Here is a 16,589-nt window from a genome sequence, read left to right on the forward strand (position 1 = left end):
GTCGGCTGCATGCGGCTGCCGTGGTGTGATCTGTGTTTCTGGAGGCGGTCTGGCATGTCCGACATGCGCTTTGTTCCCATGCAGCGGAGTTCCCTGTTGCGCAGGCGCCTGCTTCTGGCGTTTGCCATCCCTGTCGCTGTTTCTGTCTGTCTGGTGGGATGGCGCCTGAAGACTGCGGGGAGCCATACTGCAGGTAGCTGGCAGTCCGTTTCTCCTGAACTGGCTCTTCTTGCTCTCTTTTGTGTTGCTGGAATCGTCGCCTTCTTTCAGGTCGCGGCCTACGGGGACGATCTGGCCGGAGGCGTGAGGCAACTTGCGTCGGAAGGAACGCTGCCACGGAACGTCCGTGAAGCCAGCCTGATCCGCTTGCAGGTCCTGCTCGGCGAAGCTCGAACGCATGCCGAGCGCAGCGACGCCATGACCGGCCAGGCGCAGTCGGCCCTTGCCGCTGTGCGGATCGAGGCCGAAGACGCCCGCCAGTCGGCAAGAGAAGAAGCGACCGAGCATGAGCGCGTCATTGCGGTTCTCGGGAATGCAATGGCCAGTCTGCGCGATGGCGAACTGGATTTTCGTCTCGAAGAGGCTCTGCCGGACCGGTACGACCGGCTGAGGCAGGATTTCAATGATACCGCATCGTCGCTTCAGAAGATGATGGTGTCGCTGAATGACAGCATTTCAACGATCTCCTCCGGATCGGCGGAAATTGCCTCGGCTGCCGACGATCTGGCCCGTCGCACGGAACTTCAGGTCGCCCGGCTTGAAGAAACCACCGTCTCGGTGGGGAACGTCACGGAGACTGTCCGCAAGACGGCGGCCGCGTCTGTCCATGCCAGTGAAGTTGCAAGCCAGACCCGCGACCGGGCCGAGCGGTCGGGTGAAGTGATGGCGGCGGCCACGGCGGCCATGCAGGACATCCAGCAGTCTTCCATCCATATTGCGCAGATCCTGGGCCTGATTGATGACATCGCCTTTCAGACCAATCTTCTGGCATTGAATGCCGGCGTTGAAGCGGCCAGGGCGGGAGATGCAGGCAAGGGGTTTGCCGTCGTCGCTGCCGAAGTCAGGGCCCTGGCCCAGCGCTCGGCTGATGCGGCCAAGGAAATCAAGGGGCTCATTACCTCAAGCACGCAGCAGGTCAGCCGGGGCAGCTCCCTGGTCGAAGAGACAGGGGTCGCGATGAAATCCATCGTGGAAAATGTCAGCGAAATCAGCGTCCTGATCGGTGAAATCGCGACGGCTGCGCGCAGTCAGGCCAATGACCTTTCGGAAATCAGCGTTGCGGTCAGCCAGATGGATCAGAACACCCAGCAGAATGCTGCGATGGTCGAAGAGGCGACGGCCGCCAGTCATAATCTGAGCGCGGAAGCCAGGGAACTCGTCGGAAGCCTTCAGCGGTTTCGTCTGAAAAGCCTGCATGACGCCGAAAAGCCTTTTTTTGAGAGCGAAACGCCAGCCTCTGATCTTCCATCGTCGCAGTGGGGAAATGAGTCCTTTCAGACATCGGATGAAGGATGGGAGGAGTTCCGCTGATGAGCGTTCTGATGCTGCCTGAGCTACTGGACACCAAATACGCCGTTCCTTTTTCGGAACTCCTTAAAAAGGAAGAGAGGGGGTTTGTTCTGGATGGAAGTCAGGTTGGCCGGGTCGGTGGCCTCTGTTTCCAGCTGCTTGTCTCCGCGTACCGAACGGCGCAGGTGCAGGGTGCCGGTTTCGAAATCAGGAATATTTCTGATGCGATGAAAGAAAATCTTCAGCTGATGGGCGGAGATTTTCTTCTGGAGGCGCAGGGCAACGCATGAATATTCTGGTCGTCGATGATTCCCGAACCATGCGGGACCTTGTCAGTCGAGAGCTGCGAAAAGACGGTTATGAGGTGGAAACATCGGAAGACGGCGTTGAAGCGCTGGAAAAAATTTCCGATTTTCTGCCGGCAGTCATCATAACGGATCTGAACATGCCGCGTATGGATGGGCTGCAACTGACCAGAGCCCTGCGAGCGCGCTCAGATACAAAATACGTCCCCATCATTTTTCTGACGACGGAATCCGGTGACGATCTTCGTCGTGCCGCACGTGAAGCGGGTGCGACCGGGTGGATCGTCAAACCGTTCGATGGTCCCAAGCTGCTTGCAGCAGTGAGGCGGGTCAGCGCATGAGCACTGAAGATTTCACCGATGATATGGACGCGATCCGGCTGATTTTCTTTGATGAATGCGACGAGCAACTCACGCTTCTGGAAGAAGAGTTGACGGCGCTTGAGGAAGAGCCGGAAAATGGAGAGAAGATCAATACGATCTTCCGGTGCGTTCACTCCATCAAAGGCGGAGCGGCCGCCTTTGGAATGGAAGATCTGGTAAGATTCTCCCATCTCTTCGAGAGCGTGCTTGACCGTTTCCGGTCCGGAGAACTGTCCGTAAATGCTGAGAGCATCAGGGTTTTTCTCAAGTGCAAGGATACGCTGTCGGATATCGTTTCAGATTTTAAAAATGGAGCCAGCACTTATGAGGTTGCTCCGGAGATAACTGCCGAACTGGAGCACTATCTCGGGTCTGATGCTGCGGAACCGGAGTCGGCCTCTGAAGAGGTCGGCACGGAAGATATCTTCGGCATGTCTTTTGCGCCGGTGAAAATTGAAATCGATGCGCCCAGTGAGCAGCAGTTTTCAATTGTTCTGACCGTATCCCCGGAGTTTTATGAGCGCGGAGATGACATCCGGAATATCCTGATGGCATTGGAAGGTCTGGGGCAGATTAAGGTACAGGTTGATAGTGATGCTGTGCCACTTCTTGCCGAAATCTCACCGGGCCAGAGTTATCTGACGTGGCAAATTCTGCTGACAACAGAAAAGTCACGAGAGAGCATTGATGAGATTTTTGACTGGTGTGGCGATGATCTGCACGCGGTCATTACATCCGTGCCGGAAGAACCTGAACAAACCACAATACCATCTGCTCCGGTTGCAGAAGAGAAAACGGATCCACCGGTCCGAAAAGGAACCGAGCGAAAGGATTCTGCGACCGTTCGGGTTGATATCCAGCGGATCGACAAACTGGTCGATCTGATTGGAGAACTGGTGATCAACCAGGGGGCTATTCAATCCCAGATGCGTCGTAACAAGGTGCCGGGAGATTCATTTCTGGGGAGTGTGGTCACAGCGCAGGAGCAGCTTATCCACGAACTGCAGGAAAACGTCATTACGATGCGCGCCTATCCGATCAAGACGGTCTTCCAGAAGCTGGGGCGTGTTGTGCGGGAGACGGCCAGACTGACAGAAAAGCAGGTTCGGCTTGTTCTGGAAGGAGAGGACACGGAGGTTGATCGGTCCATTCTTGAAAAGCTCTCCGATCCTCTGACCCACATGGTTCGCAATGCCATTGATCACGGCATTGAAAGTCCAGAGGTCAGGGCGCAGGCGGGCAAGGACCCCGAGGGTCTGCTCCGACTGCGCGCCTTTCAACGCTCGGGTCGGATCATCGTGGAAATTCAGGATGACGGGGCCGGTCTGGACCCGGACAGGATCTACGAAAAGGCTGTTGAAAAGAAGATTATTGAAAAGGGTCAAAGGCTGGATCGGGAAGAAATCTATTCCCTAATTTTCGAGCCAGGGTTTTCGACTGTTGCGGAAGTGACCGATGTCTCAGGCCGGGGCGTGGGAATGGACGTTGTCAAACAGAGTCTCCAGCAGATCAACGGACGGATTTTCATCAGTTCATCCAAGGGAAAAGGAACAATATTTTCCATTTCTCTGCCTTTTACCCTCTCTGTTATCGAAGGCATTATCTTCAAATCGGAAGGGCAGGATTTTGTCGTTCCGATCAATAATGTTTCGGAGACAATAATATTCGATAACAGTAAGGCCTTTCATATTGGAGAAGGAAAATATGGATACCCTTATCGGGATGGTTATCTGTCCGTAATTTATGCCTCAGACCTGCTGGGCGTTCCTTCTGATAAGAAAAATCAGAAAATATGCTTCGTTATCGAAAATGAAAACGAAGAAAAAATGGCATTTATTGTGGATAAGATTATCGATCAATCGAGGTTTGTGGTGAAAAATCTCGAAGATAATTATCGAAAAATCGCCTGCTTCTCGACTGCGACCATTCTGGGCGATGGCAACGTAGCATTTATTCTGGATGTGGAATTTCTCTTTGGTGAGCTTTTGAAGAAAAGAGAAAGTTCATTGGAGGAAAGAGTATGATTGGGGAAAAAGCACTGGTTTTTTCTTTGGGAAATCAGGAATTTTCCATACCGATTTCGGCTGTCAAGGAAATCAAGACCTGGTCAAAAGCAACGCCTTTTCCGGCAGCACCGGCGTTTGTTGAAGGCGTGGTGAATGTTCGGGGATCCGTAATTCCACTCGTGGATATGGCCCGGATGATGGGCGTTTCTGAGAACAGTAATGAGAAGAAAGCTATTATTTTTCTGAAAAACAAAGACAAGGTTATCGGGTTCTCCGTTTCAAATGTGACAGATATTTCGGATTTGGATGATGAGGAATTCAAGCCTCTTCCTGAATTGTCCAGCGATGATCTCAAATATTTTCTGAATGGAATCCAGCCTGTAGCAGATCGTCTGATATTCTCTGTGAATGTAGGCGCGCTGTTTGAGGGGAGTCTGCAATGACAGCGATCTCTGTGCTGGAGACAGACGGAATTTCTGATGGAAATTTCCGGATTATCGCTGGAATTGCCAAGAGTTACGCCGGGATTTCTCTGTCGGAAAAGAAAAAGAGCCTCGTCTATTCCAGAATTTCCCGCCGTGTCCGGCAGGAGGGATTTGGCTGTTTCGATGAGTATTGTGCCTTCCTGATGAGCGAAGCAGGTTCTGATGAACGCCAGCACCTCGTTTCGGCGCTGACAACAAATGTCACCAGCTTTTATCGGGAAAAACACCACTTCTCATACCTGGAATCCCTGCTTCGTCAGCAGTTATATGGCCGCCTTGAACGCGGAGAAGAACTCAGGATCTGGTCTGCGGCCTGTTCGAGTGGCGAGGAAGCATATTCGATCGCCATGACAGTCATAAAATGTCTGTCCACCATTCCGCATCTGAAAGCGAAAATTCTGGCGACAGATATAGATTCCGATGTTCTGCAGCAGGCCCGCCTGGGAAGCTATGCTTCCCTAGAAACCGAGGCTCTTTTTGAAGACGGAGTGCTGACATCCTGTCGGCTTGAAGACGATCGGGTCGTCATGTCCGAAAAAATTCGGGAGATGATTCGCTTCCGACGCCTCAATCTGGTTGAACCCTGGCCATTTTCATCCTGTTTCCATGCCATTTTCTGCCGGAATGTCGCCATCTATTTTGATCGCGAAACGCAGGATCAACTATGGGGCAGTCTTTCGGGACGGATTTTTCCGGGGGGAGAGCTTTATCTGGGGCACTCGGAGCGTATCGCTCATCCTGAGCGGTTTGGAATGGAAAGCTTCGGGCATAATGCCTATCGCAAGGTTTCGTCTGGCAGGAGGGGCTCTTGAGTGGCGCAAAACCCCTGACTGTCGTGGTCGTCGATGATTCCCTGACGACCCGCGCCCTGATTGCGGCCGCACTTCGCCGGGATCCCAGAGTAAAGATTGTGGGGACTGCCGGAACGCCGTTTGAAGCGCGTGATCTTATCGTGCGGCTGAATCCGGATGTGCTGACGCTCGATTTCGAGATGCCGTCCATGAATGGTCTGCAGTTTCTTGAAAAGATCATGAGGTTGCGGCCGATGCCCGTCGTGATGGTGTCGGGTCATCTTTCCAGTCACCGGGGACTGGTTGAGCAGTCGCTCCGGATGGGAGCTGCGGAATGGTATTCGAAAACGACCACGGCTAACGGCGAGGATCCGTTTGCGGGGCTGGGAGATGCGATTGTCCGGGCCGCGGCCATGAAGCAGCAGGCTCCTGTGCCGGTTGCTACAGATTCTGCAAACAGGACTGTTCCGAAGATAGGCACTGTCGTCGGGATTGGCGCATCGACAGGGGGCGTGGAAGCGCTGACGGATGTTCTGGGGCATTTCCCCGTGGCCTGTCCGCCAACGGTTATCGTGCAGCACATGCCGCGGCAGTTTTCAGAAAGCTTCGCACGTCGTCTGGACCGGATCGTGAAGCCGGAGGTCAGGCTTGCGGAAGAGGGCGATGTGCTGAAACCCGGCACGGTGTATGTCGCGTCTGGTGGAGAGCGCCATCTGCGCGTCCGCTGTGGTGCGCGATCTGGAGAATATGTCTGCCAGCTGGTTGCGGCTCCACCCGTCAACGGACACCGTCCCTCGGTGGACGAACTGTTTTATTCCCTCGCCACCACAGTCGGGAAAAATGCTGTGGGGGTCATTCTGACCGGGATGGAATGCGATGGGGCGCAGGGTCTATTGGCCATGCGTCATGCCGGCGCCTCCACAATCGGTCAGGACCGGGCGAGTTCCGTCATCTATGGCATGCCCCGGGCCGCATACGAACTGGGCGCTGTCGAGACGCAGCTTCCACTTTCCGCCATTGGCCCAGCCATTCTCAATCTTTGTGAACGTCGCTCTCTGGAGACATATCCATGATTTCAGCCTCCTCCATGTCCGTCCTTCTTGTCGACGATCAGACATCCATCCGCTCTATCCTGCGTAATACGCTGAGCCAGATCGGGTTCGTACAGATTGCGGGTGTCCGGAATGGACTGGAAGCGCTCGAACATCTCAAAAGCAATCAGGTTCATCTGATTATTTCGGATTTCAACATGCCGGATATGGATGGGCTTGAGCTTCTGAAAGCGGTCAGAAGTAATGCACGGACTGCGAAAACGGGCTTCATCATGCTGACCGGACAGGCCAGCAAGGACCTGGTTCAGCAGGCCATTGCGGAAGGGGTGAACAATTTCCTGGCCAAGCCCTTTACGGCCAGTTCGCTCAAATCCCGTATCGAAGCCGTTTTTGGACCGATCTGCAGTGTCTGAGGCGTCAGGGACGCTGGCATTGCCGCAAATTCTGGAAGGCGTGGGCGCGCAGCTGTCTTCAAGCCTTCAGGATCTGCGCCGGCTGGAGGACGCCTGTCTGAAGGCGTGTTCGGGCGAGAGTGCCACGCACCTGCAGGATTTTGACAGGATTACGCAGGTTCTGGGCCAACTGGCGCAGTGTTGTGAGCAGTTAAGTCATGAAAGCGGTGTGAGGGAGGTGCAGGTTCAGCGCTCCATAGTGGATTGTCTGACCCTTTCAGAGGTTCGGCAGCGTCTGCTGGCAGGTGCCATTCAGGTTTCCCCCGAGGCGGGGGAGATGGAACTTTTCTGAACTCCCGGAAGGATTTTGTCAGCTCGGTTTGCTCGCGTCATCGGGGTTGGAGCGGATCATGGTTCGCTGTTTCTGCAGGCCGCGAATGATCTGCTCGACGTCCTGCGGGCCGAAGACGATCCCTACCGGACCATAAGCCGGGTGCTGGAAAGCCAGCATGGAGCCTTCGGTCAGGGCATCGATCTGCAAGGCCCAGTTCGTTGTGTAAACCGGCGTAAAGCGCGCACCGGCAATAGGTGCCGGCGGCTGTTTTTCAATGAGGCTCGCATGTGCCAGCCCGAGACTGGTGATTAACTGGGAGAGCTGCTTCTCGTCCAGGGCAATGCTGCCTGAAACGCCACTGCCTTCCAGGAAAGACAGGATGATGGTCTTGCCGTCCTCTGAACGTGTGACCTGCATGCGTGGTGCTGTCATGACGTCCGTCGCCTTTCTGCCCGGTTGCGTTGTGATCAGGTGGAAGCCCCAGTGTGGTGGAAGCCCCCCGCCCATGTCCACCAACCCAGACGTGCGCTCTGTGCATTCAGGACGTGGGCAGCGGCAACAGCGCTTTCGGGGCTGGCGAAAATGCCGAAACAGGTGGCACCCGAACCGCTCATGCGGCTGAGCAGGCAGCCTGGCAGGCTCTCGATCGAGGCCAGGACCGTGCCGATGACAGGGCATTGTGAGAGGGCCGGGGCCTGAAGATCGTTCGTGGTGGCGTTTAGGTCGGCCACCATGTCCTGTGCCGTGTTCCAGCGGTCAGGCAGAAACGGCTCGGGACGCTCAACAATACCGCCTCCTGCCGCGAAGGCCCGGAAAACGTCCGGTGTCGAGACACCGACGCCCGGATTGACCAGCAGGAGACCTGCATCTGGCAGGACCGGAGCGGGGGCGAGGATTTCCCCGATGCCCTGCATCCGGGTCGGGCGCTGGGCAACGCAGACGGGAACATCCGCTCCCAGTGTCTCGGCGATCGGAAAGAGGGCTGCCTGATCGACATTCCATTCCCGCGCCAGCAGACGGAGCGTGGCGGCCGCATCAGCCGACCCGCCACCGATACCGGATGAGACGGGCAGGTTCTTTTGCAGTTCCAGATGAAAGGATTCAGTCAGCCCGCCAATCGTGGTGCCAGCCTGGGCCTGAAGAGCGCGGGCGGCACGGAGCACGAGATTCTGATCGTCCGCTTCAAGGCCCTTACCGAACGGTCCGTCGATCGTCAGCGACATGGTGTCGCTTGGAGCAGTAAGGGTAACGCGGTCTGCAGCGCCTGCGAACACGGCAAGACTGTCGAGCAGGTGATAGCCGTCATCGCGGCGGCCGGTGATGTGCAGGAACAGGTTGATCTTGGCGTGCGCGGTGGCCTGAGGAGCGGCGGAAGAAGTCGTGTCTGGAAAGGTCATTGTTTCTGTTCGAAAGCTGCGAGATGGGGGCCGCCGTTCTGGAGCGCCTGCATCAGGAGGGCGCGATCCTGCGGCTGGGGGTTGTCGTCCAGGGACTGGTTCCACTGGTCCTGTGCTTCGGTATGCCGTCCGAGATACCAGTAGGCAACGCCGAGATGGTAGCCGATTTCAGCATCGCTGGGCGCATGTTCCGCAGCCTGTACGAGGATGGGGAGCGCAGTTTTGATATCCGCTCGATATTTGAGCAGGGCCCAGGCATAGCTGTCCTGAATGGAGGCATCAGTCGGCTGGAGATCGACGGCCTTTTTCAGCATGGCAAGGGCCTGAGCCTGATCGGCATCATGCTCGATATTGGCATAACCCACGAAATTGAGCACTTCGGGCTGGTCTGGCGCGAGTTCCAGCGCATGCTTCATGTCATCCTGGACCATCGGCCAGTTGCCGCTCTCTTCCGCAGCCATCGCGCGGCCGAGCAGGATGGGCCACAGGATCTCCTTGCGGGGCGGGGAAGCCTTGAGGGCGCGGGTATAGAGATCAATGACCTGCGTATGGTTGCCGCGCTGGTCTTCGACTTCCGCAAGCTGGATCAGGAATTCGGGATTGTCGGGACGCAGGGTCAGGGCGCGATGCAGGGCATCGGCTTCCTGCTCCAGGTCGCCCGAGCGCAGGGCCAGGTTGATGCGTTCCTGGGCGGCCAGGGCGGCGAGGGGATCGGAGGGCGGGATGCCATCCAGTTCAGCCAGTCCGCTGGAGATCTGGTTGGCTTCCCGAAAGGTGTCCGCCAGAAAGATGCGCGCGATTGTCAGGCCGGGATCAAGGAAAATGGCCTGTTGCAGGGCAATGATGGCCGGGTCCCGCGGAATGCCGTCCTGCTGGATGACATCCGTGATCATGAGGGCGATCTGCAGGTTGAGAACCGCGCCGCCAAGGGCCGGGCTCGGGCTCTTCAGATGCGGAAGGCTCTGCTGAATCGGGCCGATGACGAGAGAGGCCAGAGGAGACGTCACGCCAAGGGCTGCGATGGCGTCACTGGCCTCCTTGTGACGGCCATGACGTTCGAGCCAGCTCCCATAGAGCTGTGCATAGAGGATCTGGAGTGTGAGTGGGTCGCCGGAGGCATTTCCCGTCCGGTGATAAAGCTGTCCCGCCAGCTGCGGGTTGGGAAGGGATTCCGCGATCATGGCCGCATGCAGAAGATACAGTCTGCGGGTCGCGGGTTGGGCTGCCGCTTCTCCCAGCAGGTTCAGGGCCTTGTCGGCATGTCCCTCGGCCGCAAGGCTCCAGGCCATGAGAGTGGGGGCAGCAATGGCGACGAGCGGACCGTGATGGGGGCTTCGGGTCAGGATACGGCGCATTTCGGCCCAGTCCTGACGGGCAAAGGCATCCTGCGCGAGAATGAGGGTCCCGATATCGCTCCCGATGTCATGATCGGGCAGTGCGTTGGCGAGTCTGACAGCCTCGGCCTGTTTCCCGGCCATCGCGGCGTAACGCAGGGCATCATGCTGCAACCGGAGATTGTGCGGGGCGAGGGGTAGGGCATGTGAAAGCGCCAGATTGGCGGCGGAAACGTCTCCGCGTTCCATCATGACGGTCGCGGCCATCATCCAGCCGGTCAGGGATTTTTCGGGATTGACGGCCGGCAGCATGGCGGGAGGAACGGCGGCCGCGGCGCTCCCCGTGAGGCAGCCACCCAGCACAAGAGCGGGAAGCGCCAGACGGAGCGGACGGGAAAAATCCTCGAATGATCTGGGCCAGCCGCGTGTGATCTGCATAATGGACGAAACTCTAGCCCTCTTGAGGCCTGACGCCAACCGCTCCTCCTTTTCCGGAGGGCAGGGCTTTTGGCCTGGAGGCAACCAGAACGGATAGATCATGACGCCCCAGCCGGTTGTGAGCCGGGCCGAACTTCTGGCCGCGCTCCAGCTTCAGTATGAATGGGGAGCCGACGAGGCTCTGTGCGAACTGCCCGTGGACCGTCTTTCCGAGGCGGCCCCCCGGCTGCCTGCTTCCATGCCGCAGCGTGAGGGGGAGGGGCAGCGGACGGCTGCGCGGCCTTCGCCGGAAATGTGGGATGGCACGCGTCCGGCCGGCGTAAAGGTTACCGGAGCGGCAACGGGGAGCCTCTCCCTGCAGGCGCTGGAGAAGGCGCCTGATCTTCCGACTCTGATGCGGCTGACAGAGGCACCGGACGACCTGTTTCTGGCCCGGACTGCCACGCACCGGCTGGAACCGGTCTTCGTGGAGGACGCACCTTTCATGCTGATCGGTGAGGCACCCGATGCAGACGAGGACCGGTCCGGCACACTCTTTGCGGGAGAGGCGGGGTCGCTGCTGGAGAAGATGCTGCGGTCAGCCGGGCTGGAGCGGGGGCAGATATCCATGGCGCCGGCCCTGCCGTGGCGACCGCCAGGCGGGCGGACTCCGAGCGATACGGAGATGCAGGCCTGCCATCCGCTCCTGCTGCGGACGATTGCCCTGTGTCGGCCCCGCTTTTTGGTGACGATGGGCGTGACGCCCCTGAAGATGCTGCTGGGGCCGGATGCAGCTGTCGGACGGTTGCGCGGGAAGTGGACGGAGGTTCTGGTTCCCGGACTTGCGACTCCGGTTCCGCTCCTGCCGATGCGTCACCCCCTTCAGCTGCGGGCCAGTGCGGCTGCGCGGCGGAATGCGTGGCAGGATCTGCTGATTCTGATGGAGAAACTGGCTCCGGAGGGATGAGGACCAAACCGGTACAAATGGCATCGTCAAAAAACTTCGGGAAAACGTAAAAAAACGCGCCAAGACAGGTGTTTGCCACTGGATTGTTTTGAGGTTGGGTTATATCATTGCCCAGTCCAAGGCTGCATCAAACTTAACAAGTTCTTGCCAACGGCATGCAAAGCGGGTAGCAACCCGCTGCTATGCGAAGGACAACCCCTTTCATTTCTGGCAGTAACGCACGGGCTCTGCTCGTCAGCGTGCTGATTCTGGCCGGTGGCTCACTGTCCCCGGCGCGTGCGGCAAGCACACGAGAACTCCCCCCTCAGCCGGAGCGGGTGGGAGATGAAACCGCTTTTGCCGAAGCCCGTCCGTCTCTGGGCGGGGATGGCATTGTTTCGCTTCCCCATCCGCTTACCGCTGCAATGGCCAGCCGCTACCGGCTGATCTTCCAGGCCCAGCGGGAAGGCAACGCCCGGATCGTTCAGGATCAGATGCGTCTGGTGACGGATCATGTCCTGCTGCCGGATGTGCTGGCGGAGCGCTATCTGGCGCCGGGCGCTCATCCGGCCGTCGAGCAGCTCCGGGAATGGCTGCATGACTATGCCTCCCAGCCCGATGCCACCAGTATTCAGGCCCTGCTGCTGAAAATTGCGCTTCCGGGAACGGTGCAGCCTCAGTCCTTCGTCCGTCCGCTCGCCGCTGATGCGCGGGCTGAAGACGTGAAGGGCACATCTGCTCCGGTTGATCCCCTGCTTCATGCCTTTGTGCGCAATCCGCTTCTGGACCGGACGGTTCAGGAGCGGGTGCTCTCCGGCGTACGGGGAGCGGAAAGCGCGCTTCATCTTGTGGATATCACGCCGGGCATGACGGCACCCTATGCCGCCCAGCTTTATGGGGAGGTGGCTCTTGGGCTGCTGTCCCAGGGCGAAACCCTGCTGGCTCTGCGGCATGGCAGCGCGGGGTTTGGCCGCGGCAACAGTCAGGTCGGACTGCCCGCTTATGTCGCGGGTCTGGCAGCCTGGCGTGAAGGCCATATCGAGGCGGCCTACGACCTGTTCCAGTCCGCCGCCAACGCGCCGGTCACGACGGTAGAGCTCCGCGCGGCCGCTGCCTTCTGGGCAGCGCGTGCCGAAGGGCGGCGTCATGACATGGTCGGCTATGTGAAATGGCTCCATCGCGCCGCCATCCATCACGAGACGTTCTACGGTATTCTGGCGTCCCAGACGCTTGAGCTCGGACGCCACGGTCATGCGCGTCTGCCGGATGGCGGCGTGGAAATCACGCTGCACGATCCGGTGCCCGTTCTCGCGGAAATCGATGTCGAGGCAGTCGGGGCCCTTCCGCAGGGGCGTCAACTCTTCGCTCTGCTGCAGGTCGGCGAGCGGATGCGGGCCGAGAACCTGATCCGGCGGATGTGGGTCGATGTTGCGGATGACAGCGCGCGGTCCCGCTCGCTTCAGCTCGTGGCGCAGGCGGCGGGTTACGAAGATCTGTCCGAACAGCTCGCCTCTCTCATCATGCATCAGGAAGCGCAGGTGACGAAGCCGACGCCGCTTCCCCTGCCGTCCCTGAAGCCCAGCCATGGCTTCCGGATGAACCCGGCGCTGGTCTATGCCCTGACGCGGGTTGAATCCAATTTCGACCCCTCGGCGACGTCAGGGGCCGGAGCGCACGGCCTCATGCAGATCCGTCCCGTAACGGCCAGCTTCGTCACCGCGTCGCACATGACGTATGACTCGCATGGCGTGGCGGTGATCCCGGTTGCGCCGGATATGGTCAGCCGTCTGCACAACCCGTCCTCCAATCTGGAGATCGGGCAGCTCTACGTGCTGTATCTGGCGAACCAGTCCAGCCGGATCGCAACCGTTACGCCTCCCGAAGGCGGCGATCTGGTCCGGGTTCTGGCCTCCTATAATGCCGGCCCGGGGGCCATTGCCCGCTGGGAAGGGGCGCAGAAGGCGGATATGCACGATCCGCTGTTCTTTATGGAAACGCTCCCCAATGGGGAAACGCGGGACTATGTCCATCGCGCCCTGACCTATACCTGGCTTTATGCTCACCGCATGGGGCTGCCCTCTCCGTCGCTGAAGGCGCTGACGCGGTCCGAATGGCCGTCCTTCGGGGAAGAGCAGGCCATGGCGCATGAGCGAATGGCGCTGAACTAAAAGAGACGGAACAAAAAGCCCCGGCCTGGACCGGGGCTTTTTTTTGTTCCGCTGCTGTGGGTCCGTATGAAAGACCGTAAATCTGCTCACGGTCATAAATGGAACCGTAAGCAGATCGCGCAGTGGTTTTCCTACACCTTCAGGCCCGACGGGCCGTCTGTTCCTCGGGGAGGACGGTGTCTGTAAAATAGGTGTTGGTCGCCAGGATGGTGATGGAAAGAACGCCGAAATGCAGAGGCGCGCGCTCGCCGAGCGGGATGAGACCGTTTCCGGTCGTCCAGCGGCAGCGTGCGTTTTCCGGCCCTGCCCATCCGTCGAGGGGCTGATGCTCCAGATGAGCTTCGAGGTCGGTGGTGTTTCCTGAGTCGAAAAACACGATATCACCCACAAGAACGCCAAGGGCACGACGGTCATCGACGAAGGGACCGATCGTGTCACAGGGACGCGACGCGCGGGACATGAGCCTGACCGAGCTGATCCCTGGCGGAATCATGAACAGGACCCGGTCTTTCGTCTGTCGCATCGGATAGATGACCTGGCCGTCTGATGCGAGGAGATGCAGATCGGGATCTTCTGTGATTTGCGGGGTCTGGCCCGTGCTCGCCATTGATTTGTCCAGCTGGCAGTGAGTAAGCGCGCGGGCTTCGATCTGGCGATAGAGGGGCTCGACGAAGGCCCGGCTGACTTCCAGTGGCGCTGCGGCATCTTCCCAGCTTTTGTGCTGGCCACCGATGGCGAGGATTTTTCCATCCTGCCGGAAGGTGTGCCGGTTGCCTGTGTCGAGATAGCTTTCGGTCAGCATGCCGTCGGCCATGATGACGGAATGTTCCCGGGTCTCGACGTGGAAGTATTCGTAAGAGGTCAGGGAGCGGTCGTAGAAGATGGAACTGCCGTTGACCAGCATTCGCGCGGGGACAAACCGGCCGTCCATGAACAGGCAGTGTTCTGCCGTGATCAGCATGTCCTTGTGGGGGACATTCTCTGCGATGGCGTTGGCGAGAATGCGGATGGGATAGCCCGCCTGGTCATCCGGAAGGGACGGGTTGGTGGTGGCCTGTCGCCGACCGGTCCAGATGACCTTGCGGACAGCAGGTGTGCCTTCGTTCCACGCCAGGATCTCGTCACCCGTACGGAGGTCCTGGATCGGGGTTTCGCCGGATGGTGTGCGGATCATAGAGTCCGCGAGGAAGCAGACACCAATATAGGTGTTGCCGTTGGAATAGGTGATCTTGAGCGGATTGTTGGTGGCGCTCAGGGCGTTATAGGTGCCGTCCGCAAGGGTGGCGCCGCTGGCCAGGGTTACGGTGTAGGTCGCGATCTGCGTGTTGTTGTTGCCGCCAAAGAGCGTGACCGTGCGCGATGATCCCGTGCCGGAGATCGTATAACCGCTGATCGCGGTAACGGTATTCTGCAGTTCGATCGTGTCTTTGGCGGGGTTGTAGTTGGTAATGCTTGTACCGCTCAGGTCGATGAGCGTTCCGCCGCCATTGAGGATCAGTGTTCCGCCGCCGGCACCGAAGTTGATTGTAGATCCCGTCAGGACGCTGGCGAGATTGGAGCCGGAAACGTATGTCCCGCCCTGGCTGATATTGATGGTGGAGCCCTGCAGGGCGCTCGCAACGAGGCCACTGGAGAAGCTGAGCTGGCCGCCCACGACGTTCAGTGTCAGCCCCGAAATGGCGCTGACGCCCAGGGAGACTGTCGTATCGCCGCCAATATAGAAATTAACGGCACTCAGGGCATTCAGAAGAATATTGATGTCGCCGGTCGAGCCGGGAACACTGACATAAGTCCCGCCCAGTAGACTTGCGAGGACGTTCACTGAATCTGAGCCCGTGATGATGTTTCCCGTAGGAACACCGGAAAGAGTGTAGAGGGTACTTCCTGTGCTGTCTTTAATGGTCACATCGCTTGTGAGACCAAAAAGACCGGTTTGCGTGACGGTATAAGTAGCATCAGCATCGCTATACGAAGTCATGCCAATTCTCCCCTGCAATTAGGATTGTACTAGCATCGTACCCGGCTTCTAAAGATGTGGTGTTCACCATTTAGAAACAGGATGCATTCACTTCGATCATTTTCGCGATTCTAATCAATAAAAAATTAACTCAACTATAAGTTATTGGATAAACAATCTATACAGAAAGATTTTGATTAACTTTTACAAACACATTGTTTCAACGCCGTTTTGCGGGTTGTTTGCGGAATTGAACAGATGAATTTTCAGATTAATATTTCTGTATTGTTGGTTTTAAGTCTCTGATTTATGGCAATTTTTTGACACATATATGTTACTTAAATTTTAACGATTTTAACGATCGAATTAACGATGTTTGATTTTTTTTGGACGTGAATTTCTATCGGATGACCTGAAATATCCGGCATCGACCCGGTTTAATGGGTCAAAAATACAAACATTAAAACTTTTTTATAAAAGCTCGATCAGGGCGATACCGCCTGCGATGAGAATCAGGGCACCCAGAAGAACAAGGGCCAGACGCTTTTCGATGAAGTCACGGATGGGTTCGCCGAACGTGCGGAGCAGAGCGGCTTCGAGGAAGAAGCGGGCACCCCGGGTGACGATGCTGGCGGCGATGAAGGGCAGCAGGGAGAAATGGGCGGCACCGGCCGCCAGCGTGACGAATTTGTAGGGGAGTGGGGTCAGGCCCTTGGCGAGGATGATCCAGACACCGTAATGGCGGAACATGGCCTCAAGGTTCAGGATGCGCTGATCGGCATGATAGAAATGCGCGATTGGCATGCCGACATGCTCCATGAGGAACGCGCCGAGGATCCAGCCGATCAGTCCGCCCGCAACGCTGGCGAGTGTGCAGACCAGAGCCAGAAACCAGGCCCGTTCGCGGTTGGCAAGCAGCATGGGCACGAGCATCAGGTCCACCGGCAGCGGAAAGACCGAGGCCTCCGCCATCGCGACAATGACCAGCCACCACACAGCGCGCGGAGACGCGGCGAGTTCGGTAATGCGGGTATACAGCAGTGTCAGCATGGCGGTCGGATGTTCCTGTGAGAGCGTGCAGGTTGTCCTAGCCGTCCTGCTCCCGCTTGAAAATCCGTAACCCTGCGCAACGTG

General features: G+C 57.9%; 16 protein-coding genes. 11 read left to right on the top strand and 5 right to left on the bottom strand.

Features of this window, described 5'->3' with window-relative positions; all coding sequences use genetic code 11:
• Positions 1–54 precede the first annotated feature (54 nt).
• The 9 genes from GLS_RS08455 to GLS_RS08495 are packed head-to-tail and all read left to right on the top strand — an operon-like array spanning position 55 to position 7,254.
• A complete protein-coding gene (locus GLS_RS08455; RefSeq protein WP_041111893.1) occupies positions 55–1,530 on the top strand; it encodes a methyl-accepting chemotaxis protein in 1,476 nt (491 codons plus the stop codon).
• Positions 1,530–1,799, top strand: coding sequence for an STAS domain-containing protein (locus tag GLS_RS08460; protein ID WP_041111894.1), 270 nt, complete (start codon positions 1,530–1,532; stop codon positions 1,797–1,799). The genes GLS_RS08455 and GLS_RS08460 overlap by 1 nt, the downstream gene beginning before the upstream one ends.
• Positions 1,796–2,155: a response regulator gene (locus GLS_RS08465; protein ID WP_041111895.1), complete on the top strand. Its 360-nt coding sequence runs from the start codon at positions 1,796–1,798 to the stop codon at positions 2,153–2,155. Before GLS_RS08460 ends, GLS_RS08465 begins: the two co-directional genes overlap by 4 nt.
• Complete coding sequence (locus GLS_RS08470) at positions 2,152–4,200, top strand: chemotaxis protein CheA (protein ID WP_041111896.1); 2,049 nt, start codon at positions 2,152–2,154, stop codon at positions 4,198–4,200. The genes GLS_RS08465 and GLS_RS08470 overlap by 4 nt, the downstream gene beginning before the upstream one ends.
• Positions 4,197–4,625 carry a chemotaxis protein CheW gene (locus tag GLS_RS08475; protein WP_041111897.1) on the top strand — a complete coding sequence of 143 codons (429 nt, stop codon included), beginning with the start codon at positions 4,197–4,199 and terminating at the stop codon, positions 4,623–4,625. Before GLS_RS08470 ends, GLS_RS08475 begins: the two co-directional genes overlap by 4 nt.
• Positions 4,622–5,479: a CheR family methyltransferase gene (locus tag GLS_RS08480; protein WP_041111898.1), complete on the top strand. Its 858-nt coding sequence runs from the start codon at positions 4,622–4,624 to the stop codon at positions 5,477–5,479. The genes GLS_RS08475 and GLS_RS08480 overlap by 4 nt, the downstream gene beginning before the upstream one ends.
• Complete coding sequence (locus GLS_RS08485) at positions 5,476–6,531, top strand: protein-glutamate methylesterase/protein-glutamine glutaminase (protein WP_041111899.1); 1,056 nt, start codon at positions 5,476–5,478, stop codon at positions 6,529–6,531. Before GLS_RS08480 ends, GLS_RS08485 begins: the two co-directional genes overlap by 4 nt.
• The gene (locus GLS_RS08490; RefSeq protein ID WP_041111901.1) at positions 6,528–6,923 is read left to right on the top strand and encodes a response regulator; all 396 of its coding nucleotides are present in this window, start codon (positions 6,528–6,530) and stop codon (positions 6,921–6,923) included. Before GLS_RS08485 ends, GLS_RS08490 begins: the two co-directional genes overlap by 4 nt.
• Positions 6,916–7,254 carry a hypothetical protein gene (locus tag GLS_RS08495; protein ID WP_148295913.1) on the top strand — a complete coding sequence of 113 codons (339 nt, stop codon included), beginning with the start codon at positions 6,916–6,918 and terminating at the stop codon, positions 7,252–7,254. The genes GLS_RS08490 and GLS_RS08495 overlap by 8 nt, the downstream gene beginning before the upstream one ends.
• An 18-nt stretch (positions 7,255–7,272) precedes the next feature.
• On the opposite strand, the gene GLS_RS08500 is transcribed toward GLS_RS08495, so the two are convergent.
• The 3 genes from GLS_RS08500 to GLS_RS08510 are packed head-to-tail and all read right to left on the bottom strand — an operon-like array spanning position 7,273 to position 10,405.
• Positions 7,273–7,668: a hypothetical protein gene (locus GLS_RS08500; RefSeq protein WP_226986554.1), complete on the bottom strand. Its 396-nt coding sequence runs from the start codon at positions 7,666–7,668 to the stop codon at positions 7,273–7,275.
• A gap of 35 nt (positions 7,669–7,703) precedes the next feature.
• On the bottom strand, positions 7,704–8,633 hold the full coding sequence (locus GLS_RS08505) for a 4-(cytidine 5'-diphospho)-2-C-methyl-D-erythritol kinase (RefSeq protein WP_052327538.1): 930 nt from the start codon (positions 8,631–8,633) through the stop codon (positions 7,704–7,706).
• Positions 8,630–10,405 carry a tetratricopeptide repeat protein gene (locus GLS_RS08510; RefSeq protein ID WP_041111903.1) on the bottom strand — a complete coding sequence of 592 codons (1,776 nt, stop codon included), beginning with the start codon at positions 10,403–10,405 and terminating at the stop codon, positions 8,630–8,632. Before GLS_RS08510 ends, GLS_RS08505 begins: the two co-directional genes overlap by 4 nt.
• A gap of 100 nt (positions 10,406–10,505) precedes the next feature.
• Between GLS_RS08510 and GLS_RS08515 the strand changes: the two genes are divergently transcribed.
• Together GLS_RS08515 and GLS_RS08520 are read left to right on the top strand one after the other, a co-directional pair.
• Complete coding sequence (locus GLS_RS08515) at positions 10,506–11,351, top strand: uracil-DNA glycosylase (protein WP_041111904.1); 846 nt, start codon at positions 10,506–10,508, stop codon at positions 11,349–11,351.
• Between the two features lie 182 nt (positions 11,352–11,533).
• On the top strand, positions 11,534–13,498 hold the full coding sequence (locus tag GLS_RS08520) for a transglycosylase SLT domain-containing protein (protein ID WP_193363804.1): 1,965 nt from the start codon (positions 11,534–11,536) through the stop codon (positions 13,496–13,498).
• 139 nt (positions 13,499–13,637) lie between these two features.
• Here the strand turns inward: GLS_RS08520 and GLS_RS08525 are convergent, their stop codons facing one another.
• Positions 13,638–15,476 (bottom strand): Hint domain-containing protein, encoded by a 1,839-nt coding sequence (locus GLS_RS08525; RefSeq protein WP_080691939.1) that lies wholly within the window; start codon positions 15,474–15,476, stop codon positions 13,638–13,640.
• Between the two features lie 450 nt (positions 15,477–15,926).
• Complete coding sequence (locus GLS_RS08530) at positions 15,927–16,505, bottom strand: YqaA family protein (protein WP_041111905.1); 579 nt, start codon at positions 16,503–16,505, stop codon at positions 15,927–15,929.
• Positions 16,506–16,589: the final 84 nt, after the last annotated feature.

It is taken from the genome of Gluconobacter oxydans DSM 3504 (assembly GCF_000583855.1).
GTDB lineage: Bacteria > Pseudomonadota > Alphaproteobacteria > Acetobacterales > Acetobacteraceae > Gluconobacter > Gluconobacter oxydans.

Bases quoted from the DNA above. Each gene is read 5' to 3' on its own strand.
- GLS_RS08455 (WP_041111893.1), top strand. From the start codon at position 55: ATGTCCGACATGCGCTTTGTTCCCATGCAGCGGAGTTCCCTGTTGCGC.
- GLS_RS08460 (WP_041111894.1), top strand. From the start codon at position 1,530: ATGAGCGTTCTGATGCTGCCTGAGCTACTGGACACCAAATACGCCGTT.
- GLS_RS08465 (WP_041111895.1), top strand. From the start codon at position 1,796: ATGAATATTCTGGTCGTCGATGATTCCCGAACCATGCGGGACCTTGTC.
- GLS_RS08470 (WP_041111896.1), top strand. From the start codon at position 2,152: ATGAGCACTGAAGATTTCACCGATGATATGGACGCGATCCGGCTGATT.
- GLS_RS08475 (WP_041111897.1), top strand. From the start codon at position 4,197: ATGATTGGGGAAAAAGCACTGGTTTTTTCTTTGGGAAATCAGGAATTT.
- GLS_RS08480 (WP_041111898.1), top strand. From the start codon at position 4,622: ATGACAGCGATCTCTGTGCTGGAGACAGACGGAATTTCTGATGGAAAT.
- GLS_RS08490 (WP_041111901.1), top strand. From the start codon at position 6,528: ATGATTTCAGCCTCCTCCATGTCCGTCCTTCTTGTCGACGATCAGACA.
- GLS_RS08500 (WP_226986554.1), bottom strand. From the start codon at position 7,668: ATGACAGCACCACGCATGCAGGTCACACGTTCAGAGGACGGCAAGACC.
- GLS_RS08505 (WP_052327538.1), bottom strand. From the start codon at position 8,633: ATGACCTTTCCAGACACGACTTCTTCCGCCGCTCCTCAGGCCACCGCG.
- GLS_RS08510 (WP_041111903.1), bottom strand. From the start codon at position 10,405: ATGCAGATCACACGCGGCTGGCCCAGATCATTCGAGGATTTTTCCCGT.
- GLS_RS08515 (WP_041111904.1), top strand. From the start codon at position 10,506: ATGACGCCCCAGCCGGTTGTGAGCCGGGCCGAACTTCTGGCCGCGCTC.
- GLS_RS08520 (WP_193363804.1), top strand. From the start codon at position 11,534: ATGCGAAGGACAACCCCTTTCATTTCTGGCAGTAACGCACGGGCTCTG.
- GLS_RS08525 (WP_080691939.1), bottom strand. From the start codon at position 15,476: ATGACTTCGTATAGCGATGCTGATGCTACTTATACCGTCACGCAAACC.
- GLS_RS08530 (WP_041111905.1), bottom strand. From the start codon at position 16,505: ATGCTGACACTGCTGTATACCCGCATTACCGAACTCGCCGCGTCTCCG.